21 protein-coding genes and 14 tRNA genes are annotated in these 23,230 nt (G+C 32.3%); 31 read left to right on the top strand and 4 right to left on the bottom strand.

The genetic code is table 11. The features are described from left to right. The first annotated feature begins 23 nt into the window (after positions 1–23). Both KQ51_RS01570 and KQ51_RS01565 read left to right on the top strand, forming a co-directional pair. The gene (locus KQ51_RS01570) at positions 24–257 is read left to right on the top strand and encodes a thioredoxin family protein (RefSeq protein WP_038468092.1); all 234 of its coding nucleotides are present in this window, start codon (positions 24–26) and stop codon (positions 255–257) included. Further along, positions 250–1,026 (top strand): Cof-type HAD-IIB family hydrolase, encoded by a 777-nt coding sequence (locus KQ51_RS01565; RefSeq protein ID WP_038468089.1) that lies wholly within the window; start codon positions 250–252, stop codon positions 1,024–1,026. Before KQ51_RS01570 ends, KQ51_RS01565 begins: the two co-directional genes overlap by 8 nt. Positions 1,027–1,046: 20 nt before the next feature. Here KQ51_RS01565 and KQ51_RS01560 read toward each other — a convergent pair whose 3' ends face one another. Together KQ51_RS01560 and KQ51_RS01555 are read right to left on the bottom strand one after the other, a co-directional pair. Continuing rightward, positions 1,047–2,843 carry a HAMP domain-containing sensor histidine kinase gene (locus KQ51_RS01560; protein ID WP_038468086.1) on the bottom strand — a complete coding sequence of 599 codons (1,797 nt, stop codon included), beginning with the start codon at positions 2,841–2,843 and terminating at the stop codon, positions 1,047–1,049. Next, entirely contained in the window at positions 2,836–3,528 is a 693-nt protein-coding gene (locus tag KQ51_RS01555) for a response regulator (protein ID WP_038468083.1), read from the bottom strand. The genes KQ51_RS01560 and KQ51_RS01555 overlap by 8 nt, the downstream gene beginning before the upstream one ends. 117 nt (positions 3,529–3,645) lie before the next feature. Here KQ51_RS01555 and mnmG point away from each other — a divergent pair, with 117 nt between their 5' ends. From mnmG to KQ51_RS01515, 8 genes are all read left to right on the top strand, one after another. Beyond that, positions 3,646–5,508, top strand: a complete 1,863-nt coding sequence (mnmG, locus tag KQ51_RS01550; RefSeq protein ID WP_038468080.1) for a tRNA uridine-5-carboxymethylaminomethyl(34) synthesis enzyme MnmG — start codon at positions 3,646–3,648, stop codon at positions 5,506–5,508. Between the two features lie 70 nt (positions 5,509–5,578). Continuing rightward, positions 5,579–6,265: a 16S rRNA (guanine(527)-N(7))-methyltransferase RsmG gene (gene rsmG / locus KQ51_RS01545; RefSeq protein ID WP_038468078.1), complete on the top strand. Its 687-nt coding sequence runs from the start codon at positions 5,579–5,581 to the stop codon at positions 6,263–6,265. 11 nt (positions 6,266–6,276) lie between these two features. Next, the gene (locus KQ51_RS01540) at positions 6,277–7,488 is read left to right on the top strand and encodes a hypothetical protein (RefSeq protein ID WP_038468075.1); all 1,212 of its coding nucleotides are present in this window, start codon (positions 6,277–6,279) and stop codon (positions 7,486–7,488) included. Next, a complete protein-coding gene (locus tag KQ51_RS01535) occupies positions 7,472–8,656 on the top strand; it encodes a hypothetical protein (protein ID WP_038468073.1) in 1,185 nt (394 codons plus the stop codon). Before KQ51_RS01540 ends, KQ51_RS01535 begins: the two co-directional genes overlap by 17 nt. A gap of 121 nt (positions 8,657–8,777) precedes the next feature. Then, positions 8,778–9,557: a ParA family protein gene (locus tag KQ51_RS01530; protein ID WP_038468071.1), complete on the top strand. Its 780-nt coding sequence runs from the start codon at positions 8,778–8,780 to the stop codon at positions 9,555–9,557. After that, positions 9,544–10,392, top strand: a complete 849-nt coding sequence (locus KQ51_RS01525) for a ParB/RepB/Spo0J family partition protein (RefSeq protein WP_038468068.1) — start codon at positions 9,544–9,546, stop codon at positions 10,390–10,392. Before KQ51_RS01530 ends, KQ51_RS01525 begins: the two co-directional genes overlap by 14 nt. Beyond that, entirely contained in the window at positions 10,385–11,230 is an 846-nt protein-coding gene (locus KQ51_RS01520) for a mechanosensitive ion channel family protein (protein ID WP_052609012.1), read from the top strand. The genes KQ51_RS01525 and KQ51_RS01520 overlap by 8 nt, the downstream gene beginning before the upstream one ends. Beyond that, positions 11,223–11,411, top strand: coding sequence for a DUF951 domain-containing protein (locus KQ51_RS01515; RefSeq protein ID WP_038468065.1), 189 nt, complete (start codon positions 11,223–11,225; stop codon positions 11,409–11,411). The genes KQ51_RS01520 and KQ51_RS01515 overlap by 8 nt, the downstream gene beginning before the upstream one ends. On the opposite strand, the gene KQ51_RS01510 is transcribed toward KQ51_RS01515, so the two are convergent. Both KQ51_RS01510 and KQ51_RS01505 read right to left on the bottom strand, forming a co-directional pair. Then, complete coding sequence (locus tag KQ51_RS01510; protein ID WP_038468063.1) at positions 11,408–13,159, bottom strand: sensor histidine kinase; 1,752 nt, start codon at positions 13,157–13,159, stop codon at positions 11,408–11,410. The genes KQ51_RS01515 and KQ51_RS01510 overlap by 4 nt on opposite strands. Then, the gene (locus tag KQ51_RS01505; protein WP_038468060.1) at positions 13,146–13,829 is read right to left on the bottom strand and encodes a response regulator transcription factor; all 684 of its coding nucleotides are present in this window, start codon (positions 13,827–13,829) and stop codon (positions 13,146–13,148) included. The genes KQ51_RS01510 and KQ51_RS01505 overlap by 14 nt, the downstream gene beginning before the upstream one ends. A 145-nt stretch (positions 13,830–13,974) precedes the next feature. Here KQ51_RS01505 and KQ51_RS01500 point away from each other — a divergent pair, with 145 nt between their 5' ends. From KQ51_RS01500 to KQ51_RS01400, 21 genes are all read left to right on the top strand, one after another. After that, entirely contained in the window at positions 13,975–14,259 is a 285-nt protein-coding gene (locus KQ51_RS01500) for a nucleotide pyrophosphohydrolase (protein ID WP_038468057.1), read from the top strand. A 45-nt stretch (positions 14,260–14,304) separates the two neighbouring features. Next, a tRNA-Tyr gene (locus tag KQ51_RS01495) sits at positions 14,305–14,388 on the top strand. A 2-nt stretch (positions 14,389–14,390) separates the two neighbouring features. After that, positions 14,391–14,465, top strand: a tRNA-Gln gene (locus tag KQ51_RS01490). Between the two features lie 104 nt (positions 14,466–14,569). After that, positions 14,570–14,646 (top strand) — tRNA-Ile (locus KQ51_RS01485). Positions 14,647–14,676: 30 nt separating this feature from the next. Beyond that, positions 14,677–14,752, top strand: a tRNA-Ala gene (locus tag KQ51_RS01480). Positions 14,753–14,755: 3 nt separating this feature from the next. Continuing rightward, positions 14,756–14,831: transfer RNA gene (locus KQ51_RS01475), tRNA-Val, on the top strand. Positions 14,832–14,836: 5 nt separating this feature from the next. Next, a tRNA-Thr gene (locus tag KQ51_RS01470) sits at positions 14,837–14,912 on the top strand. A 42-nt stretch (positions 14,913–14,954) separates the two neighbouring features. Next, positions 14,955–15,030: transfer RNA gene (locus KQ51_RS01465), tRNA-Lys, on the top strand. Positions 15,031–15,036: 6 nt separating this feature from the next. After that, positions 15,037–15,123, top strand: a tRNA-Leu gene (locus tag KQ51_RS01460). A gap of 94 nt (positions 15,124–15,217) precedes the next feature. After that, positions 15,218–15,294: transfer RNA gene (locus KQ51_RS01455), tRNA-Met, on the top strand. 8 nt (positions 15,295–15,302) lie between these two features. Next, positions 15,303–15,380, top strand: a tRNA-Ile gene (locus KQ51_RS01450). Between the two features lie 30 nt (positions 15,381–15,410). Next, a tRNA-Ser gene (locus KQ51_RS01445) sits at positions 15,411–15,501 on the top strand. A 50-nt stretch (positions 15,502–15,551) separates the two neighbouring features. Next, positions 15,552–15,628, top strand: a tRNA-Met gene (locus KQ51_RS01440). Positions 15,629–15,630: 2 nt separating this feature from the next. Continuing rightward, a tRNA-Asp gene (locus KQ51_RS01435) sits at positions 15,631–15,706 on the top strand. Positions 15,707–15,713: 7 nt separating this feature from the next. Continuing rightward, positions 15,714–15,789 (top strand) — tRNA-Phe (locus KQ51_RS01430). 411 nt (positions 15,790–16,200) lie between these two features. Further along, positions 16,201–16,383 (top strand): hypothetical protein, encoded by a 183-nt coding sequence (locus KQ51_RS01425; protein WP_038468055.1) that lies wholly within the window; start codon positions 16,201–16,203, stop codon positions 16,381–16,383. Continuing rightward, positions 16,373–17,005: a TetR/AcrR family transcriptional regulator gene (locus KQ51_RS01420; RefSeq protein ID WP_038468052.1), complete on the top strand. Its 633-nt coding sequence runs from the start codon at positions 16,373–16,375 to the stop codon at positions 17,003–17,005. Before KQ51_RS01425 ends, KQ51_RS01420 begins: the two co-directional genes overlap by 11 nt. Next, positions 16,995–19,568, top strand: a complete 2,574-nt coding sequence (locus KQ51_RS01415; protein ID WP_038468049.1) for a PEP/pyruvate-binding domain-containing protein — start codon at positions 16,995–16,997, stop codon at positions 19,566–19,568. Before KQ51_RS01420 ends, KQ51_RS01415 begins: the two co-directional genes overlap by 11 nt. Before the next feature lie 468 nt (positions 19,569–20,036). Continuing rightward, positions 20,037–20,759 carry a slipin family protein gene (locus tag KQ51_RS01410; protein WP_052609010.1) on the top strand — a complete coding sequence of 241 codons (723 nt, stop codon included), beginning with the start codon at positions 20,037–20,039 and terminating at the stop codon, positions 20,757–20,759. A 143-nt stretch (positions 20,760–20,902) separates the two neighbouring features. Next, a complete protein-coding gene (locus tag KQ51_RS01405) occupies positions 20,903–21,526 on the top strand; it encodes a hypothetical protein (RefSeq protein ID WP_038468046.1) in 624 nt (207 codons plus the stop codon). Positions 21,527–21,656: 130 nt separating this feature from the next. Continuing rightward, complete coding sequence (locus tag KQ51_RS01400; RefSeq protein WP_038468043.1) at positions 21,657–23,198, top strand: hypothetical protein; 1,542 nt, start codon at positions 21,657–21,659, stop codon at positions 23,196–23,198. The last annotated feature ends 32 nt before the right edge of the window (positions 23,199–23,230 follow it).

Raw genomic sequence — 23,230 nt, 5'->3', positions numbered from 1 at the left:
GTAAAAAAGAGGAGGATTTACCTATGGTTATTAAAATATTAGGTGGTGGATGCGCCAATTGTAAAGTATTGTATAATAATGCTGCATCTGCTGTAAGAGAATTAGACATTGAGGCTGAAATTGTTAAGGTTGAAGACTTTTCAGAAATTTCAAAATTTGACGTAATGAGTACGCCTGCACTGGTTATTGATGAAAAAGTTGTTGGCTACGGAAAATTGAAATACAAGAAAGTACTTGAACTTATAGGAAATGCCTAAAAAGTACATTTTTATTGATATAGATGGCACAGTTCTAGATCATTCAACAAGAACAATACCTGAGAGTACTAAACTTGCTATCAAAAAAGCTAAAAGTAATGGACACGAGGTTATAATCAACACAGGGAGACCACCATGTCTATTTTACGGTATAGATAAAGAGATAGGTGTAACTTCATTCGTTGCTGCAAATGGTAGATATGCTGTTCATAATGGTGAAGTAATTCTGAATAAAACGATAGATCGTGAAATAATAACTAAAGTAGTAAAATTCGCAGAAGATAATCGCATTGATTTAGGGTTTGAAGGATTAAATGCATTTAAAAGACAAACATCTTTTGGGAACCTATATCAGAAATTCAGTAATAACTTTCATTTAGAGGTACCTGAACTAGATCCTGAGTTCTATTTAAATAATGATATATATCAAATGACTTTATACTATGATAGAGATGATTATCAACGATTTGAAGCGCATTTTCCGAATCTAACCTTTGCCTATTCTTGTGAATATGGAATTGATGTTAATTCTAAAGGTGGATTAAAGGAAGAAGGAATTGAAGCATTTATTAAGAGATATAATATACCAAAAGAGGATATTATAGCAATTGGTGACGGTCACAATGATGTTTCGATGTTCAATTTTGTACACACAAGTGTTGCAATGGGGAATGCCAAAGACTTTGTTAAAGAACATGCGACATATGTTACTGACGATGTAAGTAATAATGGCTTTTATAAAGCGTTTGAGATGTTAAAACTAATATAAAAGAAAAAGTTGAGTAAAATTTACTCAACTTTTTTATTTAATCTAAAGTATGCTTTGACACCATTTTTGACATTTGTAATTCCAAAGTCTGCTTGGTGTGCTTTTAATATTTCACTAACTAAATAGAGTCCGATTCCGCTACCCTTAGACTTAACTCTTGTATTATCCTCTTGATCTAATCGGTAGAAAGGAAGCCATATTTTGTCTATTTCATCTTCACTAATTACAATTCCATTATTAGTTAACTCGAAATAAACCTCATCTTTTGTCTCACTTACTTCAATATAGATCTTGTCTCCGATTGGAGTGTACTTTATTGCATTTGTAATAAAGTTAGATATTACCCTTTTGATAAGTTTGAGATCTGCCTCGATATAAACTTCATCTTGTATGTTTATATCTATATCAAAGTTAAACTTTTTAATAGCATTTTCAAAGTCATTTATAAAGAAATATACTGTTTTAGATAGGTCGAACTCACAAATTTCAAGTTGCGTGTTAGCATCATCTAAACGGTAAATCTGTAACATATCTTGAATCATAATTGATGACTTATTAATCTCTTGAATGACGTTGTTTAGTTCTTTTTCCTGTTCTTTTTCCTCGATAATACCATCCAGGATGCCTTGTATTGTAACCTGCATTATCATCAATGGAGTTTTAAGTTCATGGGAAATAGATGAAACAAGTTGTTTTTTTAATGAAACTTGCTTTGATTGTGTATCATATAAGTCGGTTAGTTCTTGGTTTTTTGTACTTATTGTTTCTAGTGTATCTTTTAAGTTCCGGGAAATAAGATTAATACTGTTTGAAAGTGATTCGTTTTCCTTATTAGTGTATTCGTGTGCCTCAACATTAAAATTCAACTGAGCGATTTCTCTAGCGACTCCTTCAATACTTTGAATTGGCTTAGAAAGAGTGCTGGAAATTCTAAAACTCCAAAGTATTATAATAACAATAGCTGTCAAATAAGCGTAATAGTTATATGCAGAGATGATATTGACAATTTCATTTGTGTTGACAATCGGAATAACAGTTATAATCCAATGCCATGATTTTAAATTATGAACAAATACAATTGTATCAACAGGGCCATCTGAAGACCTATACCAAAATCCTTCTACACCACCTGTATCGTACTCATATGAATCAAGATCAACCACTCCACCACTTATTTTTGAAACTTCTAATTCGATAAGGTTATTTTCCTCAAAGAAATAGTTTAAGTGATTTGGTTTTGTTATCTGAGTTACTTCACCTGACACTGTTATACAAGTTTCAGGTGAACACGGAAACTCACTCGTAAACTCAACACCTTCTGAAGCATTTATTATTGCTGGTGAATATAATTCCTCGTTATATGTGAACAAATCAAGAGAAAGTGTTTCCGATAAAGTGTATTCGTAATTATTATCAGGGACAATAAAGGTATAAAACTCGCTACTAACTGTATCTTGAACTGTTACTGTGTAACTTGTATCTGACGCCTTTAATACACGGTATTGGCCATCAACTATAACTGAATATGCATTGTTTTCCGTTGTGAATTGATACATTTCATTATAGTAATCACTATCTTCAACGTTCATTTTATTAACGTATTTAAGAATATCAGAGCTGATTTTTTCGAACTCACGTTCAGCATAATAGCTCTTAAAAAAAGTGTTATTTAGAAATGTTTGTAGGACAAAGAATGACATAAAGATTAATACGAATGTAACTAGTAATTGTGTTGATATAGAGAGTTTACGATAATATCTGGGTATGAAAGTTATGATATCTTTGAGAAATTGAGAAAAACTTTTCCTTTTACTCATCCAAGGCCTCAAAACGATATCCTACACCAAAAACAGTTTTAATATAATGAGATTTAGGACCGAGATATTTTCTTAACTTTTTAATATATGTATCTACAATTCTATCTTCAACATAGACATCAATACCCCATACCTCGTCTAGTAATAGATTCCTTGAACAGATTTTAGTCTCATGTTCTAAAAAATATTTTAAGAGATCAAATTCTGTTTTAGATAAATCTATTTGATTGTTTTCTATATATACCTTGTGGGTATCTAAATTGATTTTGATACCTTTAATCTCTAACACTCCAGATGTTTGAGTAGTAAAATCTTGGTTCTGTAATCTATCTAACAAAGTTTTAACTTTAGCTACTAATATCTTTGGGTTAAACGGCTTAGTAATGTAGTCATCGACTCTTAAAGAGTAACCTTTTAGAATGTCTTCTTCTTCAGATAAAGCACTCATCATAATGATTGGAACATTAGAGGTTTCTCTAATTGTTTTAGCTACATCCCATCCATTCACATTTGGCATCATTATATCTAAACAGACAAGATCAACTTTATTATGACTAAACAGTTGGAGACCTTTGAATCCATCTAATGCGCTTAAAACAGTAAATTTTTCTTTTAAGAAATAGTTTGAAACAATGCGATTAATCGTTGGTTCGTCTTCAATAATAAGTATAGTATAATTGCTCATAAAATCACCTCTTGAATTTATTATATAATACAATTGTGAATATTTAAAGAATTCACAGGTTATATGCTTTACTATTTAGTGTTTAAGTTATAGAATATTACTGAAAAGGTGATTAATATGTATGAAGTTATAGTTGTAGGTGGTGGACATGCAGGTAGTGAAGCGTGTTTGGCTTCTGCTAGATTAGGACATAAAACATTACTTATTACAGGTAACGTTGATATGATTGCTTATATGCCATGTAATCCATCGATAGGTGGACCTGCAAAAGGTATAGTGGTAAGAGAGATTGATGCATTAGGTGGAGAAATGGCACGAGTAGCTGATAAAACCCAAATCCAAATGCGTTTTTTAAACATATCTAAGGGTCCTGCTGTTAGAGCTTTGAGAGCTCAAAGTGATAAAATCTTATATCCTAAAACTATGAAGGAGACTATTTTTAATCAAGAAAATCTAGAAGTTGTTCAAGCTTACGTCAAAGAACTATACCTTATAGATAATGAAGTAAAAGGTATTGTTCTAGAATCTGGTGAAATAATTGAAGCTGAAAATGTAATTATCACAACAGGTACATTTATGGAAGCGAAGATATTAGTTGGAGACAGTGTTACAAAGATGGGTCCAGATAACCAAAAAGCATCATTAGGATTAAGTCCACAATTAAGAGAATTAGGGTTTTCTACGACAAGATTAAAAACAGGAACTCCACCTCGAATAAAAACTGATTCAGTTGATTTTAGCAAAACTGAAAGACATGACGGAGACCCTGTAGAAAGACATTTTAGTTTTGACAAAATAACTTATTTTGATGTAGATCAACAATGGCCATGTTATTTAACTTACACGTCACCATTAACTCATAAAATAATTAATGATAATCTGTCTAAGTCATCAATGTATAGCGGAGTTGTTGAAGGTGTTGGACCAAGATATTGTCCATCTATTGAAGATAAACTAGTAAGATTTCATGATAAGGAGAGACATCAAATCTTCTTAGAACCAGAAAGTCAGTTTGTTGATGAGATATATGTTCAAGGATTCTCAACGTCTATGCCTCATGATATTCAAGATAAAATGATAAAATCAATTCCTGGATTAGAAAATGCTGTAATCGCAAAGTATGCTTATGCTATTGAGTATGATGCAATAGACCCCAGGGATCTTTATCCAACGCTAGAAAGTAAAGACTATGAAGGATTATACTTTGCTGGACAAGTAAATGGAACTAGTGGCTATGAAGAAGCTGCTTGCCAAGGTCTAATGGCTGGGATTAATGCAAGTTTAAAAATAAGAAAAGAAGAACCGTTAATTTTAAAAAGAAATGAAGCTTATATAGGTGTTCTAATAGATGATTTAGTCACTAAAGGAATAAAGGATCCGTATCGTTTACTTACTTCGCGAGCAGAATATCGTTTATTATTGAGACATGATAATGCGGATATTAGGTTAAGAGAAAAAGGTAAAAAAATAGGATTGGTAGATGATGATAGATATCAACAATACTTAGAAAAAATTAAAGATATAGCTGAATTGAAAGAAAGATTAAAAACAACAATGCTTTTTCCTAATAAAGAGAATAATGATGCTCTTAATGGATTGGATTCCACAAACTTAAAAGATAAAAGCAATCTATATGCAATACTTAGAAGACCTGAGTTGAAGATATCAGATTTAGCGTATTGGATTGATTTAGATAGTGTATCTGAGGAAGTCTTAGAGCAAACAGAGATAGACATCAAATACGAGGGATACATTAACAAAGCCCTTAAACAGGCTGAGAAGATGCTGAGAATGGAAGATTACAAAATACCCGCTAGGATTAAGTACGATGACATTCATAACCTCGCATTAGAGGCTAAAGAAAAATTAAAAAATATTAAACCTTTAACGATTGGACAAGCTTCAAGAATTAGTGGAGTAAATCCAGCTGACATATCAATTTTACTGGTTTATATTAAGAGTAAAAATAATAGACTGTAATTCGGTCTATTATTTTTTATTGTATTCAAAAAAAGCCCTATATATGGTAAAATATAGTTTAGGTGATATTATGGTAAAAGACTATTTAAACATATTTGGTGACAATCAAATTGTCTTGTCAGAAACACAGCTTGAACAGTTTAACAGATATTTTGAGTTGCTTGTTGAATGGAATGAGAAAATTAATCTAACAGCTATAACAGAAAAAGGAATGGTTTATCATAAACATTTTCTTGATTCGTTAAGCTTAAGAAACCTCATCCCTAGTGAAGGTGTTACTTTACTAGATGTGGGAAGCGGGGCAGGATTTCCAAGTATCCCTATGAAAATTCTGTATCCTAATATAAAAGTTACAATAATCGATGCATTACAAAAACGCATAAATTTCTTAAAGATATTATCTGATGAAATAAACGTTGAAGTTGAATTAATCCATGGTCGAGCAGAAGAACTTAAACGGAACAACTCGTATAATTATGTGACTGCTAGAGCTGTAGCTAATTTACGTGTTCTAAGTGAGCTATGTATTCCTTTTGTTAAAGTAGGAGGATACTTTGTTTCATTAAAAGGTCCAAAATATGAACAAGAAATTAAAGAGTGTTCAAAGACATTTGAGGTTCTTGGAGCAGAATTTGAGGATACATTAAAGTATCAAATTCTAAATGAAGAGAAAACATTACTACTAATAAAGAAAATTAAGGAAACTAGTGATAAATATCCTAGGAAGTTTAACAAAATTAAAAATAAACCTTTATAGGAGGTGGGAATATGCGACAAGATACATCGAAGTATCAGTATAATCAATTGGAGACTTACAAAGAGTTGTTAGAGTTGAAACATATCAAAACAAAAACATTGATTGTGAATATAATTAATGTGATTTTTGGAATTATAGTTGTTTATTTCTTATATAAACTTGATTTAGAAACTAATAAGATAATGAGTGTAATGTTTATGTTTGTAATGTTGGTAGGGATGAATATCCTACTTTACTCATTCGAAAAAGACTTGTACAACAACTTAAAGTTTGCAATGTATTTGAATACTTTAGGAGAATACATAATAGCGATAACATTGATTTTGATGTTTAGAACACCAAGTATTTTCACAGCTTTGTTTTTAGCATATGCTATTACAGCTATATATCAAGATTATAAAGTGATGATTACTAGTAATTCAGCCTTATTCTTGTCAGGATTTTTACTGGCAATTGGTTATTCCGAGATATTTGCTATTCCAGGAATCACTGTTATTCAAAATATATTTATTGTAGTATTCCTGTTTATATTTGTATTATTGCTTACTCTTAGCTCTTATATTTTGATAAAAAGAAAATCGTTTTTCTATAATCATTTAGCTCAAAGTAAAGAATCTGAGATTAGAAATCTTGATTTGCAATCTGAAGTAGCTTTAATGAATGAACATACAAAGATTGATGCTTCTAAATATTATGATTCTTTAAATGAATTTAGTAAACATTTATCAAAGAAAATTGGAATTGACAACGTGTTCGCAAGAAAAATTCAGTTACTTAAAGATCTAGAATTTCATACTGTTTTGGAAATGGTCGAGAAATATCCAGATTATACTACTGAGGAAATAAATCAGTTAAGAATGATGGAATTGGCAGTTAATGATAAAATGCGTAATCTAGGTCTTAAGGCTAGCATTACTCAAGATATAAAAGTTACAAGGAAAGAGATTTTCTCTGAATCACAATTTAAGTCATTTAAACATTATTCTGACGATAGATATGTCAAAATTATTTCTACAGTAGTTTTCTATTGCTTGTTAAAAATTGATAAACCATACTTAAAAAAATTATCAGAAGAACAAATAAGAGATTACTTCTTCAATTCTGAATATTTCTATTTAATTGATAGAGATATAATTGAAATATATTTAAAGAATGACGAAGTGTTTGATACGATTGTTAACGATATTTTGAAGGGGAGTTGGAACTATGAAAAAACTTCTTGATCGAATAAGAAATAGTGAATTCCTAACTTTTAGTGAAGTATTGCGATTAAAAGTTGCAATTGTAACACTATTTGTAACTATCTTAGTTATTTTGACGATACCATTATCAACTTTTAATGATTATACTTCAGACATAAATATATTAGTTCCAATTGGATTTGGAGTTTTAGTGTTTATGACGATTCTATTTACGGTTATTAACTTTAATCGCTTAGCAATGCATCTATCAATAATTACAATAGTTCTTATAACGGTATTTCTTACATCAGGTGGTAATCATTTTTATGGTTATATGATGTTATTTGTTACTTTAACCGTAATTATATTTTATCAAGATATATCTACCTATTTACTCTATGGTGGAGGAATAACAGCATATGGTGTTTATTATATTTTTGACAAAGGAGTATCAATTGTTGGTGTCAATACTATCAATACGGATATCTCACTTTATACATATTTAGTAATATTAGTTGGATTTTATACAGTCTTTTTAATTCAGTTTTTAATTTCTGATAATATTTACGAGAAAATGAATAATGATTGGGTTAGAATGAATAAAGTTTTAGGTAAATATCAGGAGATTACTTTCCAGAACTTGTCTGAAATAATTGAAAATAATGGACAAGATCCAATTTACAAGAATGTCAAATTCCAACAAACTGTAGCTGAATTATGTGTTTTTGTAAATGAATTTTTCGAAGACCATGCAGAAAATATTGCTGAAGTAGTAGAATTCTATTTCTTCCTTCATGATCAAGATATTGAGTCTGTTGTAAAGAGTTCCGAATTACCATTAAAAACTAGAAAATTTGCATCGCAATTGCAAAAGTATGTTCTTAATAGTAGAAGTGAATTAGTTTCAATTTTATTTGAGTTTTCGAACTTAGTAAAAGTAAATGAGGGCTTTACTTCAAATAGATACGAGTATAATTTAGACAAACTATTTGATGATAAAATTGATAAATTATTATCGTTATCAATTTTGTATAAATTTTTAAGAACCGAAGAAACTCAGTTTGATAAGTGGGGTAGTGTAAAAAGAATACTTAATCATAAAGAGATTACAGAATTATTTGTATCAAAAGAGTTTAGAGAGTTTATAACTTATGAACAAGTAAATTTTTATTTAGATAATGAAGACCTATTTGAAGAACATTTAAAGTAAGGTTTTCCACAAAAAGAAGTGGATAACTTTTATGATTTCATATGTAAATGAAGGTATATATATGGTAAAATATATATACTTTTCTTTATGTTTAAAATAGAGAATAGTAGAGGTGGATTTTATGGGAAAGATTTTGGCAATAAGCAATCAAAAAGGTGGTGTAGGTAAGACTACAACAAGCGTTAATTTGGCTAGTTCATTGTCTTATTTAGGTAAGAAAGTGTTATTAGTTGATGTAGATCACCAAGCAAATGCTACAACTTATATGGGGATTAATAGAGCTAATCTAATTTATACAGTGGCTGATATATTTAATGAATCAGCTAGTATAAGAGATATAATTAAGCAAGTTCAAAGCGTAAAAGTTGATATTATACCAGCACGTTATGAACTTGGGAATATTGAAAGTGTACTTGTTTCACACGAAAACAAGGATTTTATATTGTCTAACGCATTAGAAGAAGTAAGAGATGATTATGATTTTATAATTATAGATTGTCCGCCTTCTTTAGGTATTGTAACAATTAATGCCTTAACTGCATCTGACAGTGTACTTATTCCTGTTCAATGTGAATTTTTAGCATTAGATGGTCTAACACAATTATTAAATACAATTAGACTTATTCAAAATAAGCAAAAATATAATAGAAGAACATTAACTATTGAGGGAGTTCTTCTTACTATGTTAGATACCAGAAGTAACATTGGATATGAAGTGATAAATGAAGTGAGAACATATTTTAAGGAAAAAGTTTTTAAAACAATTATCCCTAGAAATGTCAAAGTTAGTGTTGCACCAAGTCATGGGTTACCAGTTACAGAGTTTTCTCCTCGTTCAAAAGGATCACTTAGTTATCAAAACCTAGCAAAAGAAATGGTAGCTTTAAGTGAAGGATACTAATCTTAAGTTAGGAAGAAGTATTGGGGATTTAATTGAGGAGAACAAAAGGGACTGGAAAGAAAACGAAGAAGTAATTGAAATAGGTTTAGATATGATTAGACCTAACCCTGAACAGCCAAGAACTGTTTTTAAAGAAGATAGTTTAAAAGAGCTATCAGATTCTATTAAGGAACACGGTGTGTTTCAACCAATAATTGTTAAACCATTTGGAGTTAATTATACTTTGGTAGCTGGTGAACGAAGAGTTAAAGCAGCGAGAATTGCTGGGTTAACTACGATTCCTTCGATTGTTAGGGACTATAATTCTATTTACCTATCTGAATTAGCAATTTTAGAGAATCTTCAGAGAGAGGATTTAACACCTATTGAAGAGGCAATTGCTTTTCAAAAAGCTGTGTTTAACTTAAAACTGACACATGAAGAACTAGGTAAGAAGATTGGTAAGAGTAGAGTTTATATTACAAACATTATCGGATTATTGAATTTACCTACATTGGTTATTCAAGATGTTAATTTAGGTAAGTTATCAATGGGGCACGCTAGAGCTTTAAGCAAACTTAAGGATCAAGAGCTATGTCTAAATCTTCATCAAAGAATATTAGATGAGAAATTAACTGTGAGAGATATAGAAGGAATAATTAGAAATCTTCATAAAGATAATAAGGAGTATTTGATTTCTAATGAAATTCTTCAAGTAGCAGAAAATAAATTATCAAGAAGGTTTGATACAAATTATCATTATCGATTGAAGAAAAATCAGCTTGTCTTTACTTTTGAAAGTGAAGAAGAATTAGATAAATTAATCAAGAAAATAACTGGAGGTAAAGATGAATAGTATAGGGGACACAATACTTGAGTTTTTAACAAATCCGACAGGATGGAATATAAATGATATTTTAGCTCAAGTTATCGTAACATCAGCAATGATTGTTTTATGGATAATTGCTGGAATTATATTACTAAGAGTTTTAAAAATTGTTATTTATAAATCAATGAGAGTTGAAAAGAATGGTGCAAGAGCGTTAACGGTATCAAAACTGTTAAATAGCATCGTTAAATACGTAGTTTGGTTTATCATTATATTGTTAATTTTAGGTGAACTTAACGTTAACATAACTCCGTTTATAGCTTCAGCCGGGGTTGTTGGACTAGCTATTGGATTCGGAGCTCAAGAAATTGTAAGAGATTTTATTAGTGGATTCTTTATTATCTTTGAAGGTTCGTTCGATGTTGGCGATGTTGTCGAAGTAGATGGGTTTAAAGGTACTGTATTAAGCTTAGGGTTAAGAACGACTATTATTGAAAACTGGTTAGGTGAACGAAAAATAATTAATAATGGAAAAATTGGTTCAATAATTAATTGTTCAAAAAATGACAGTATCGCAATAATTGATTTTGGTGTAGGATACGATACTGATTTAAATGAATTAAACAAAGTTATGGCAAGTTTTGTTGAGGAATTAGAAAGTAGACATGAAGTAATTGTCGAAACTCCACAATTTCTAGGTGTTACCGAATTAGCGGATTCTAGTATTAATATGAGAATGATTGCTAAAACAAAAGCCATGCAACACTTTCAAGTTGAAAGAGATATAAGAAAAGAACTAGTTGAAGTACTAGTTAAGAACAATATTGATATTCCTTTCCCTCAAGTAGTAGTTCATAATGCATAAATTTGGACTGGGTAGTACACTTACTTTAAGGAAAATGCATCCTTGTGGGTCTAATGAGTGGAAAGTAATTAGATATGGTTCAGATGTAAAAATTCAATGTTTAGGTTGTGATCGTATTGTTATGATAGATAGACCTACTTTATTAAAGAGAATTAAAAAAGTTTCTAATCCCGAGGGTTAGAAACTTTTTTTAATTTCAAATGCAAATGTTACTGAATCGTTATTACTAAATACTTCACACTTACTACTATATTGTTCGAGTGTTTGATTGACAATATATAAACCTAATCCGGTTGAACCATCTTTCCTAGATCTAGATTTGTCTGCGCGGTAAAAAGCGTCGAATATTTTGCTTTGATTTACTTTATCTATAGAAACGCCGTAATTTGCTATCTCAAAGCGTATTTTATCTTTGCTATCCCTTAGTGATATTTTGATTTGTTCGCTGTGAGGGGTATATTTTATAGCGTTTGTGAACAAGTTAGTGATGATTGTTTCAATCTTATCGCGATCACACTTCAATTTTGCTTCATCTAAATCCAATTCAACACTGATATTAGAGTTAATATATAGAGGAGATAGTGATCTATCAATTTCATGAATTAATTCGGTTATATTTTCTTCTAACCATTGTTTTTGATAATCAGGTGAATCTAATTTATATACTGCAATCATACTATTTAACATTATTTTGGTTTTTTTCACTTCTTCTTGGATAAGGACCAAGGCTTCTCCCTTATCTTTTTCGGTCTCATAGATATTATTTTCAATTGCTTCTGCTGATGCTTGTATTACAGCCAATGGAGTTTTTAACTCGTGACTCATACCTTGAATAAAATCTCGTCTATTGCTTTCAACAATGTTTTCTTGAGCAATTGTTTCTGATAGTTGCTTATTCTGCTCACTGAGTTGATAAAGTGTTGCCTGAAGATTAGCACTTAATGTATTGATATTTTGAGCTAGTTCTGCAAATTCATCTGTTGAATCAATACTTATAATTGGAGAAGTAAAATCCAGCATTGATAGTTCTTTGGTTTTATTATTAATAAATAGTAAAGGTCGAGAGAATTCTCTTGAATATACAAATGCAGACATTATTAGAATTAGCAAAACAACAATAAACATATAAACGTTTGCTCTTCCTGCTGCAACTACTATTTCGTCAATATAATCCATCGGATAAACTGAGATAACTACATGATCTTCTTCATCAATAGAGATAATAGAATAAAATACCAGACTAGCATTTTCATTATTAGTTTCATTTGAGAAATAGTAATTTCCAAGATCATAAGAAACCATGGAAATGTAATTCTCAGATGAGACATTAAGAATCTCATTAGATACAAGAGAATTAACTCCTGGCGATTCGTTGTTGGTGATACTTACAATTTCACCTTCTATTTGAAGATAATCCTCTTCATTTATTTCAAGTAAATCTAAAAAATCTGATTGTTGATTGCTTGATGTGTTTCGTCTCAATAACGTCTTGTTATTCACTGAGAGATAAGTGGGAATATAAGTATCATTATTCTTTGAGAATGATGTAGAAGATACAGGTTGTCCTATCTCGTAACTAGTTTCACTTAATGAAGGAGCGTATAGACTTATAACTCCTTCGTTTGTAGACACTTCTAAAACAGTAATATCTAAATTATCGAAATTACTTTTCATATCTGAAAGTGGAATAATTGAAGTAATCGTATTGGTGTTTCTAGAGAATAATAATTCCTCAAGTTGCAGATCTTCTAAATCCTCTTTGGATAACAGTAGAGCAGTTTCGTTTTTCACATCATTGATTTTCTCTTGTGTATAGTAGGTTCTAAAAACTAGTCCTTGGAAAACAAATAGGAATAAGAACACAACTAAGTACAAAAGAATTAGAGAGAAAAATGCTTTACCAATAAAACTTGATTTAATCTTCTTCAACTGTAAATTTATATCCTATCCCAAATACTGTCTTAATATATTTTCCCGCAACACTTAGTTTTTTTCTAAGAACTTTTATATATGTATCAACAACTCGTTCTTCAACATATACATCAAGTCCCCATACTTCATCTAAGATTGTTACTCTATCAAGAGCTATATTTTGATTTTTAACAAAGAAACTTAATAAATCAAATTCAGTTTTAGAAAGTTTAATTGTTTCGTCTCCAACTTTGACATCACGACTATCTAAATTAATAGACAATGATTTTATTTGAATTATTACTGAAGATTGTTTTTGATTAGAAGAATCAGAGCGTCTCAGTATACTGTTTGCTTTAGCAACAAGAACAGAAGGGGAAAAAGGTTTTGTTACATAATCATCCACCATCAAATCAAAACCTTTTAGTTGATCTATTTCACTATCTAACGCTGTCATTAGTATGATAGGAATATTACTAGTTTGTCTAATACTTTTAACAACTTGCCATCCATCTATATTAGGCATCATAATGTCACTACAAACAATATCAATTTTATTTGATCTAAAAGCTTCAAGACCTTCAAGCCCATCCAAAGCTACTATTACTTCATATTCGTTTTTTCTAAAGTAAGCTGCAATAATGTTTTGTAAACTGAGCTCATCTTCGATAATTAATACTTTTTTCATAAATATCACCTCTGTGTATTTCATATATATAATATATCACAAAAAGAAAAATCATTCTCTTTTTTTCACAAGACCTTCATAAATTAACATATTAGTTGAATCATTTGGATTAATAAATTAGAATTGAATTTAGGATGTGATTTAAATGGATAGAATAGTAGAAAAAATAATAAATTTTCGTGATGATAGAGGTTGGGAAAATAATGATAAACCAGAAAACTTGGCGAAATCAATTATAATTGAAGCAGCTGAACTGCTTGAAAACTACCAGTGGGGGCCAGATCATGCCGATTTAGAAAATGTTAAAGAGGAGATTGCAGACGTAATTATTTACTCAATTGCAATGGCATATGATTTAGGCTTTGACATTGAAGAAATGATAGATGACAAACTGAAAAAAAATGCTATAAAGTATCCAATGAAAAAATAACTTGCATTTTGTAAAAAGGTAGGATAAAATATTATTTGCGTGTTTGGGCGGGTAGCGAAGTGGTTAAACGCGGCAGACTGTAACTCTGCTCCTTGGGGTTCGGCGGTTCGAATCCGTCCCCTCCCACCATTTGGGCTATGGCCAAGCGGTTAAGGCACCGGACTTTGACTCCGGGATCGATGGTTCGAATCCATCTAGCCCAGCCACTATTATTTAAAATGATAAAATTGAAAAAAAGTTTAAATACTGGTTGACAATGAAATCATTATATAATAGAATGAATAACGCACTTATGTCTTTTTTTGGTAGGGGGCCTGTAGCTCAGTTGGTTAGAGCGCACGCCTGATAAGCGTGAGGTCGTTGGTTCAACTCCAATCAGGCCCACCAATTAAGATTTTATGCAATAACTCAACATATGGGGCCTTAGCTCAGCTGGGAGAGCGCCTGCCTTGCACGCAGGAGGTCAGCGGTTCGATCCCGCTAGGCTCCACCATATGGAGGATTAGCTCAGTTGGGAGAGCACTTGCCTTACAAGCAAGGGGTCATTGGTTCGAGCCCAATATTCTCCACCATGTGTGCCGGAATAGCTCAGCAGGTAGAGCAACTGACTTGTAATCAGTAGGTCTCGGGTTCAATTCCTGATTCCGGCACCATTAGATTTATTTTATACCAATGTTTTATATTTTGGTTGACACGACCCGCTAGCTCAGTTGGTAGAGCATCTGACTTTTAATCAGAGGGTCAGAGGTTCGAATCCTCTGCGGGTCACCATTATATGCCTGGGTGGCGGAATTGGTAGACGCGTTGGACTTAAAATCCAATGTCAGCAATGACGTGCCGGTTCGACTCCGGCCCTAGGTACCATGTTTATTTTTTATTTATAGAAAAATTGAAAAAACAGGGGCTTCTCTGTTAGATAGATTCTAGTCTAATTATAGCTCCACCCATAAATACATGTGGCGGTGTAGCTCAGCTGGCTAGAGCATCCGGTTCATACCCGGAAGGTCGTGGGTTCGACTCCCTCTGCCGCTACCATATTTTATGGACCCGTAGCTCAGTCTGGTTAGAGCTCCCGGCTCATAACCGGTAGGTCGTAGGTTCGAGTCCTACCGGGTCCACCAATTTTTCTAAAAACAATTCAGCTAATTTACGGAGGAATACCCAAGTCTGGCTGAAGGGACTGGTCTTGAAAACCAGCAGGCGAGTAATCGCGCGGGGGTTCGAATCCCTCTTCCTCCGCCATTATCATTTTGTTTATTATTAGATTTATATTGTAAGAGATTCATTCATATCGCGGGGTAGAGCAGTCTGGTAGCTCGTCGGGCTCATAACCCGGAGGTCGTTGGTTCAAATCCTTCCCCCGCAACCATTGGTCCAGTGGTGTAGTGGTTAACATGTCGGTCTGTCACACCGAAGATCGCGGGTTCAAATCCCGTCTGGACCGCCATTTTCATGGCCTGGTAGCTCAGTTGGTAGAGCAACGGATTGAAAATCCGTGTGTCGGCAGTTCAATTCTGTCCCGGGCCACCATCAATAACTTAACTAAGCCTTTTTGAGGCTTTTTTATTTACCGTTTTTTTCATCTGGAGACACGGACATATCGTTATTCTAATACAAATATTTGATTAACTTAGAGTGATTACTCTTTTTATTAACAGTCCATCATAACTAGACTAAATATATCGTTCATTTAGAATAAACATCGATGAGCCGTATCACAAGTAACCTGGAAGAATGTCGAATTTAAAGTATAAACACATTATATACATATAATGTGTTTTTTTTGTAAACTTAATTTACACTACTTGCACTGCTATTGACTATTAAAGTGTGATAAGTTACAATTAAACCATACCAGTATGGTTTGGAGGAATCTTTTATGGAAAATAAGTTAAATAAAAGTCTACTCCAAAAAGTCATATGTCCAGAGTGTTTTCCATTGTGAGCATGATTACCGAAGCAGGAGCGCCCATAGGCATTTTGATATTTGGCTTTATACTTGAAGGAGTAAGCATTCATACTACAGTTTTTGGAACAACGATAGTTGCATTGATTATCATTGTCCTATTTATGAATATATTTAATAAAGACTTAGACAAAATGGAGGAAACGAATGAAACATAGAATTGAGAGAATCGAACAACCATTGCTTGACAGGATTATAAACTGTGCATTAAAAGAATTTGGTACGCATGGGTTTGAGCGTGCATCATACAACAATATTTTAAATGAAGCCGGAATTAGCAAAGGGAGGTTTTATCAATATGTAAAATCAAAGCAAGAACTTTTTAACTATCTAATTGATAGTGTGACAGAGAAACCTATTAGGGATATGAATAACAGTGTATTTCTTGAAGAGACAGACATAATTAAAAGAATCAAGATGCTAATGGACGTTACGTTAAATATTTATCTCAAGCATCCTAATTATTATATGTTTTTTGATGTGATTAAAAACGATATAGAAATGGCAAATAAAATCAGTGCAAAATATCAGAAGTTAAGAGAAGACATTAGATATAAAAATATTGATACAGATATGTTTATAAATAAAAGCAATATAGAAGAAAAAGTAAACATAATCTTTTTTTCGTTAAGCTCAATCGTTGAGAAGTATTTGCGACATTGCGATTATGATATAGATAAAATCAACAAACAAGAGTTATCAAGTGAAATCGATAAGTATGTAAAACTGTTCAGGCAGTTATATTATAAAAAATATGAGGAGGGCAAATATGATTTATAGTTTTAATGTAAAATATGTTCCAAAACTAAGTGAAATAGGCGGTAAAGCCAAAGCCTTGATAGAAACAACAAGTGCTGAATTGCCTGTTCCCGAAGGAATAGTATTATCAGTATCATTTTTTGATGAGTGGTTAAAGGAAATAAAATCATCGGATGAATGGAATATCCTTTTAAAGAATACAACTAAGGAAGCTTGCGATTATGTAAAAGTTAAAAGTGCAAATTTGAAATTCAGCACCGCTATGAGAAAAGAATTTGACAGTAAGCTTAAAGAGCTAAAAGGAGAAGTATTTGCAGTGCGTTCATCTTCCCCTGAGGAAGATTTAGAGGGTACAAGCTTTGCAGGGATGTACGATACCTATTTGGGTATAACAAAAACTCAGCTTGAAGGTTTTGTAGCTAAAGCATTTTCCTCATGTTTTGACTTTAGAGTTATGGAGTATAAAAAGCAAAATGGAATTAGTCTTGACAGAACAAGTATTGCGGTTATCATTCAGAAGCAAATCGCTTCCGATGTTAGCGGTGTGGGCTTTTCGCTCAACCCACTTAACAACTGCTATGATGAGGTAGTGATAAATGCATCATTTGGTCTAGGTGAAGCTATCGTATCGGGTATCGTTACTCCTGATACTTATGTTGTTGATAGTGTAAAAAACAAGATAATTGAAAAACAGGTAAATGAAAAGAAAATAGCTATTCATCTTAACAGAGACGGCGGGACGCAAGAAAAGCAAAACTTAAATGCTAAAGAGCAAGCACTTTCGGATAAACAAATCTTAGAACTTTCTTCCCTTATCAAGAAATGTGAAGAGCATTATGACAAGCCCATGGATACAGAGTGGGCATATGAAAACGGAAAACTCTATTTATTACAAAGCAGACCTATTACTACATACGTTCCACTATATGACGAGTTAATGACAAAGCCCGGTGAGCGAAAGGATATCTACGTTGACCTCATGGGATTGACGCAAGGCTTCAGTGATAATATGTCGGTTTTAGGAATGGACGTTTTTAGCAGGATGTTTGACATCAAAACTGGCGGAATAATGACAATCGACCTCGACGGCAGTGCCCCAGCTATTTACGGCAGGCAATATATTAACGTGCCAAGGCTTTTCGCCAGTCTGGGCAAGACTGCCGGTAACGGTATGCTTATAAACCATGACAAAGGGCTTGGCAAAATCTTTAAGAATATTGATATAAAGGAATATGAATTAAAGAAAAAGCCAGAGTCTCTCAAAGGCATGAAAAAGGCAATGCTTAAAGTTTCTTTGGGGATGCTACCCGCCATATTAAAAGCAAGAAAATCTGACCCGAAGGATTTAATAGAAAACTATTTAAAAACATGCGACGAACTGATTATAAAAGTAAATAATCTTAATTCCAACATGACCTTGCAAGAGATGTTTGATATTATAATCGGTGACCTTAACAGCATTTTTAAAGAAGTCGGGTTTATGGTGGCAGGTATGTTTGCAGTAAATAAGATTAATAAACTGTTTAAAGGTTCAGGGTTAGAGGATTTAGTTACTGCAATGAGCATGGATCTCGACGGAAACCCAACAAGCGAGATGGGACATATGCTGTTTGATTTGGCATCATCCTCTGATTTTAAAGCGATTAAAAGTGAACAGGAGTTTTTAGATAAGGTAGAAAACAGAGGCTTTTCAGATGAATTTTTAAAGAAGTTTGATGCGTTTGTCGAGAAATATGGCTGCAGAGGATTTAAAGAAATCGATATAGCGAGTGAGAGACTCTATGAAAACTACTCGATTCTCTATGAAAAACTAATCAACATCAATGTAGACGACAGCAGGATATTGGACGTCAAAGAACGAAGACAGATAGCGTATGATAAACTACATTCATATGCTAAGACTAAGGGTAAAGGTTTTGAAAAGAAATTTGTAAAAACTGCACGTACCCTCCAAAGCTCACTTGGATACAGAGAGCATCCTAAATACATCATCGTCAGGATATTCTCTAAGTTCCGTGACCTTATACTTGAAGTAGGAGAAAGGTTTGTAAAAGAAGGCAGACTCGATGATAAAAAACATATCTTTGACCTTATGATGGATGATGTAACAAGAGTGCAAAAAGGCGAAGATATTGATATTCGTGTTTTAAGAGAAAAGTATATGGCTCAGGTAGGCAAGTTAAAAGACGTCAAAGATTTTCCTCTTGTTATCGACAGCCGCGGTAAGATATTCAGACCGATATTAGAACTAAAAGACGGTGATTTGCAAGGCTCACCTATTGCATCAGGTAAGGTAACGGGCAGAGCAAAGGTGTTAAGGCTACCTTATGAAAAGCCGCTTCTTCCGGGAGAAATTTTGGTAGTGGCGACAACCGAGCCTTCATGGACGCCGATATTTATCAATGCGGCAGGCGTTGTAATGGAAGTCGGCGGACCTCTCCAACACGGTGGAATTATTGCACGTGAGTATGGGATTCCGTGTGTAAGCGGTCTAATCGGTGTGATGGATATCATAAAAGACGGAGATTTGCTTGAAGTCGATGGAAGTAACGGAGTTGTTAGATTAGTTGAGAAGGCTGAATAATCAAAAGTTAGATGTAATAAACAGAGGGTACCTTAGATACTTTTATTTTAAAGTATAAAAAGGTACTCTTTTCTATAAAAGAGCCAAAACCATTGATATACAAGAGCTTTAACAGTGGTATTTTTGGACATGATTTTATAATTCATATAAAAGAATGTTTTTGACTGTTTGTAAACTTAGTTTACACTAATTAGTGGATATTATTTTTTGAGGAAAACTGCAATACAGTGAGCCGTATCACATGAGAAAACAGACTTGCAACACATAGTAAAAGAGACTGAAATGTCTCTTTTTTTTGTGCAGTAAACGATTGAAAATCCGTGTGTCGGCAGTTCAATTCTGTCCCGGGCCACCACTTAGTAATATAAAGCTGTTTAACGGCTTTTCTATTTGTCTTTTTCTGATATTTACATTTACTTGTATAGAGATAAACCTAAATGTTATAATGTTTTTGAAGGAAGTGATGAAATGTTTACTATAGTTAAAGAATATCAAAGAGCAATAAAATTTAGATTTGGAAAGTTTGTCAAAGTGATGGAACCAGGTATTAGATTAGTGATTCCGGTTATTCATGAAGCTAGAAAAATTGATTTAAGAACAATTACTCAAGATGTTCCTCAGCAAAAGTGTATTACTAAAGACAATGTGACTATAACAATTAATGCAGTTGTGTATTATAAAGTTTTTGATGCTAAGAAAGCTGTTTTAGAGGTTAAAGACTGTTTCTTTGCTGTGGCTCAGCTGGCACAAACAACTTTGAGAAACTCTCTTGGTGGATTTGAACTTGATGAATTGCTATCTAATTTAAAAGTTATATCTAAGGAAATCAAGGAGATTGTAGATACTGAGACAGACCCATGGGGAATCAAAGTTGAAAGAGTTGAAATTAAGGATATCCAGATTCCTGAAGATATGGAAAGAATTATAGCTAGAGTAGCAGAAGCAGAAAGAGAAAAAAGAGCTATAATTGTCAAAAGTGAAGGAGAAGTTGGTGCATCTCAAAAATTAGCTGATGCAGCCAGAATTCTATCAACAGTTCCAGGAGCTATGCATTTAAGAACATTGGCTACAATAAATGACCTATCAGGAGACAAATCTAATACAGTTATATTTGCCATACCTGTTGAAGTATTAGAATCATTTAAAACTGCAAGTGTGGTTGATACAATTAAAAACATTGTAAAGAAATAGTTAGTTTATATAAAATTGACAGAAAGAGGCTTTTGTGAGCCTCTTTTATTATGTGTTTTCCCATAAACATAATCATATTATAAATAAATATTTTGAGTAAAAAAGTACGTATGTAAGTACTTATTAATTGTGGAGGTGGAGAGATGGAGAAAGAATCATTACTATATTTCAAATCACCAAAAGAACTGAGTAATTTCATATCTGAATTAAATGTTTATAATGGTTGGAAAATCCAAGAAGGGATAATGAATGAAAGAGGTAAACTAATAGAAGATAAGATTTATACTAGAATGTTAAGAGAATTATTTAGAGAAAAGAATTTCTTTAGAAGAAACGTCTCATTAGCTGAAATAATTTCATGGTTAGATAATCTAACACTTATTCAAAGATTATTAAATAAGTTAGAAGTTGCTATTCCATCAGGTAAATTCAATGATCTGGAGATTTCTGTTGAATACATGATACAGATGTCAAAGAGAATGAGAGTCGATTATGTAATTATCTACAAAAAGAATATCCTATTACTTGAGCTTAGAACAGTCAGTAGTTTCAATAAAGTTAGACCAACTTGGGAAAAGAAATTTCACGAGTTATTAATCTATAAGGAACTCATGAGTTATTATATTAAAGACTTTGACATAAAATGCTATGCGCTTATCCCACTATATGAGTATTCGAATAAAATTAGGAAGGAAAAGCACATAGATAACAATGATAAACAATTAGACTATTTAGTAGAATATATTTCAAGATACATAATCACTTAAAATAATTCCATCGAGCCAAAAAAAATATGTTATAATAAGAACAAGATATATTTTTACAGAGGAAAAGAAGGACTGTGAAGGACGATTAAATCGTTTTTTTTGGTTCTTTTATAATTTTAGGAGGTATTTTATGTTTGAGTTGATCAATGATTGGGGTATTATGAGTTTCTTTATCTATTTGGGGTTACTATTATTTGTAGCTAAACTTATAAAGGAAAAGCTACCTTTTTTAAACAGGATTATTATTCCTTCAGCGCTTATAGCTGGATTCTTAGGATTGTTACTATCTGATGGATTCTTTAATATAGTTGACATCTCAGTTCCAGTGTATGAGCAATATACTGAAGGTGATGTGGAAGATGCTATGGATCAAGACTTTGAGAACGTTCTAGTCTTATCAGCGCTTGAAGCATCGAAAATGGGTGTGACAATCGATTTTGAAGTATATGATGAAATTGATGAAGTGATATTGGTAATAGACGATGAGACCGAAAGGAATCCACTTATTTTTGAATCGGTATATCATGCATTAGCTATAGGATTTATAGCGTTGACATTGAGAAGAAGTGAAAATCAAACCGATAAGAAAGTTTGGTCTACCGGAATGGTTATAGTTATTACTTACTTACTACAGGCACTTATTGGTGTAACAATTGTTGTTGTATTATTTAGAGATATTTTCCTAGGTGCTGGTTTACTGCTACCACTAGGATTCGGGCAAGGTCCAGGATTAGCTACCGGACAAGGTAGAGCATTTATGGATGGTGTTGGGCAATTAGCACATGGTGGTGCTTTAGGTGCTTCAATAGCTTCTATGGGATTCTTAGTTGGTGGAGTTGTAGGTGTAATTGCACTTAACTACCTGGCAAGAAAACACAAATTAAGTGCTAATAAAATCCATAGAGAAGAATCATTAATAAAAGAAACATTCGAAGTTGAAACAATTAAAGAAATAAGAGTGTTTGATGCTCTTACTATGCAAATTGTAATAATATTTGTAATTTATGGTCTGGTATATTTAACTCTCGCTTTCCTAGAAAATCTAGTATTTCCATTATTAGGAGATTTAGGTGTAACTTTCGCAGGAGTATTCCATGGATTTAACTTCTTAATCGGTATTATATATGCGTTAATTTATAGAAGAGTTTTATCTTCATATGAAAAACGCGGGAGAAATATTAAATTCTTAACAAACAACTATATTCTTTCAAATGTAAGTAGTATTGCATTTAACTTTATGATTATTGGTTCTGTACTTACAATAACTAATACAGCAATCGAAACATATTATCTATTCGTATTAGCTTTAGTAGTGTTTGGTACTATTAGTACATTCCTATTTGTTAAATGGATTTCTAAGAAAATATATAGTGGTAAATTTGAAACTCATTACTTTGTTGGTATGTTTGGTATGCTAACAGGGACAGCTTCTACAGGACTAGCACTTCTAAAAGGAATTGATCAGGATTTTGAATCACCAGTAGCTGAAGAAATGGTTGTCGGTAGTGGTACTGCAATATCTATGGCATTACCTCTGTTTGCACTATTAATGTTTCCAGGGTTAGCGATTACTACAGGTAACAATATATTTAATATATTAGTATTTGTGATACCTGCAGTTTATGGATTGATTTTGCTTGGAATTTTGCTTTTCATTAATAGAAAAAAATAGTAAAAAAATTAATTGATTAATTAAATTTCATT

Source organism: Candidatus Izimaplasma bacterium HR1 (genome assembly GCA_000755705.1).
Taxonomy (GTDB): Bacteria; Bacillota_I; Bacilli_A; order Izemoplasmatales; family Izemoplasmataceae; genus Xianfuyuplasma.
Note: the sequence above shows the minus strand (reverse complement) of the source record. Positions and strands in the feature narration are given on the sequence as shown.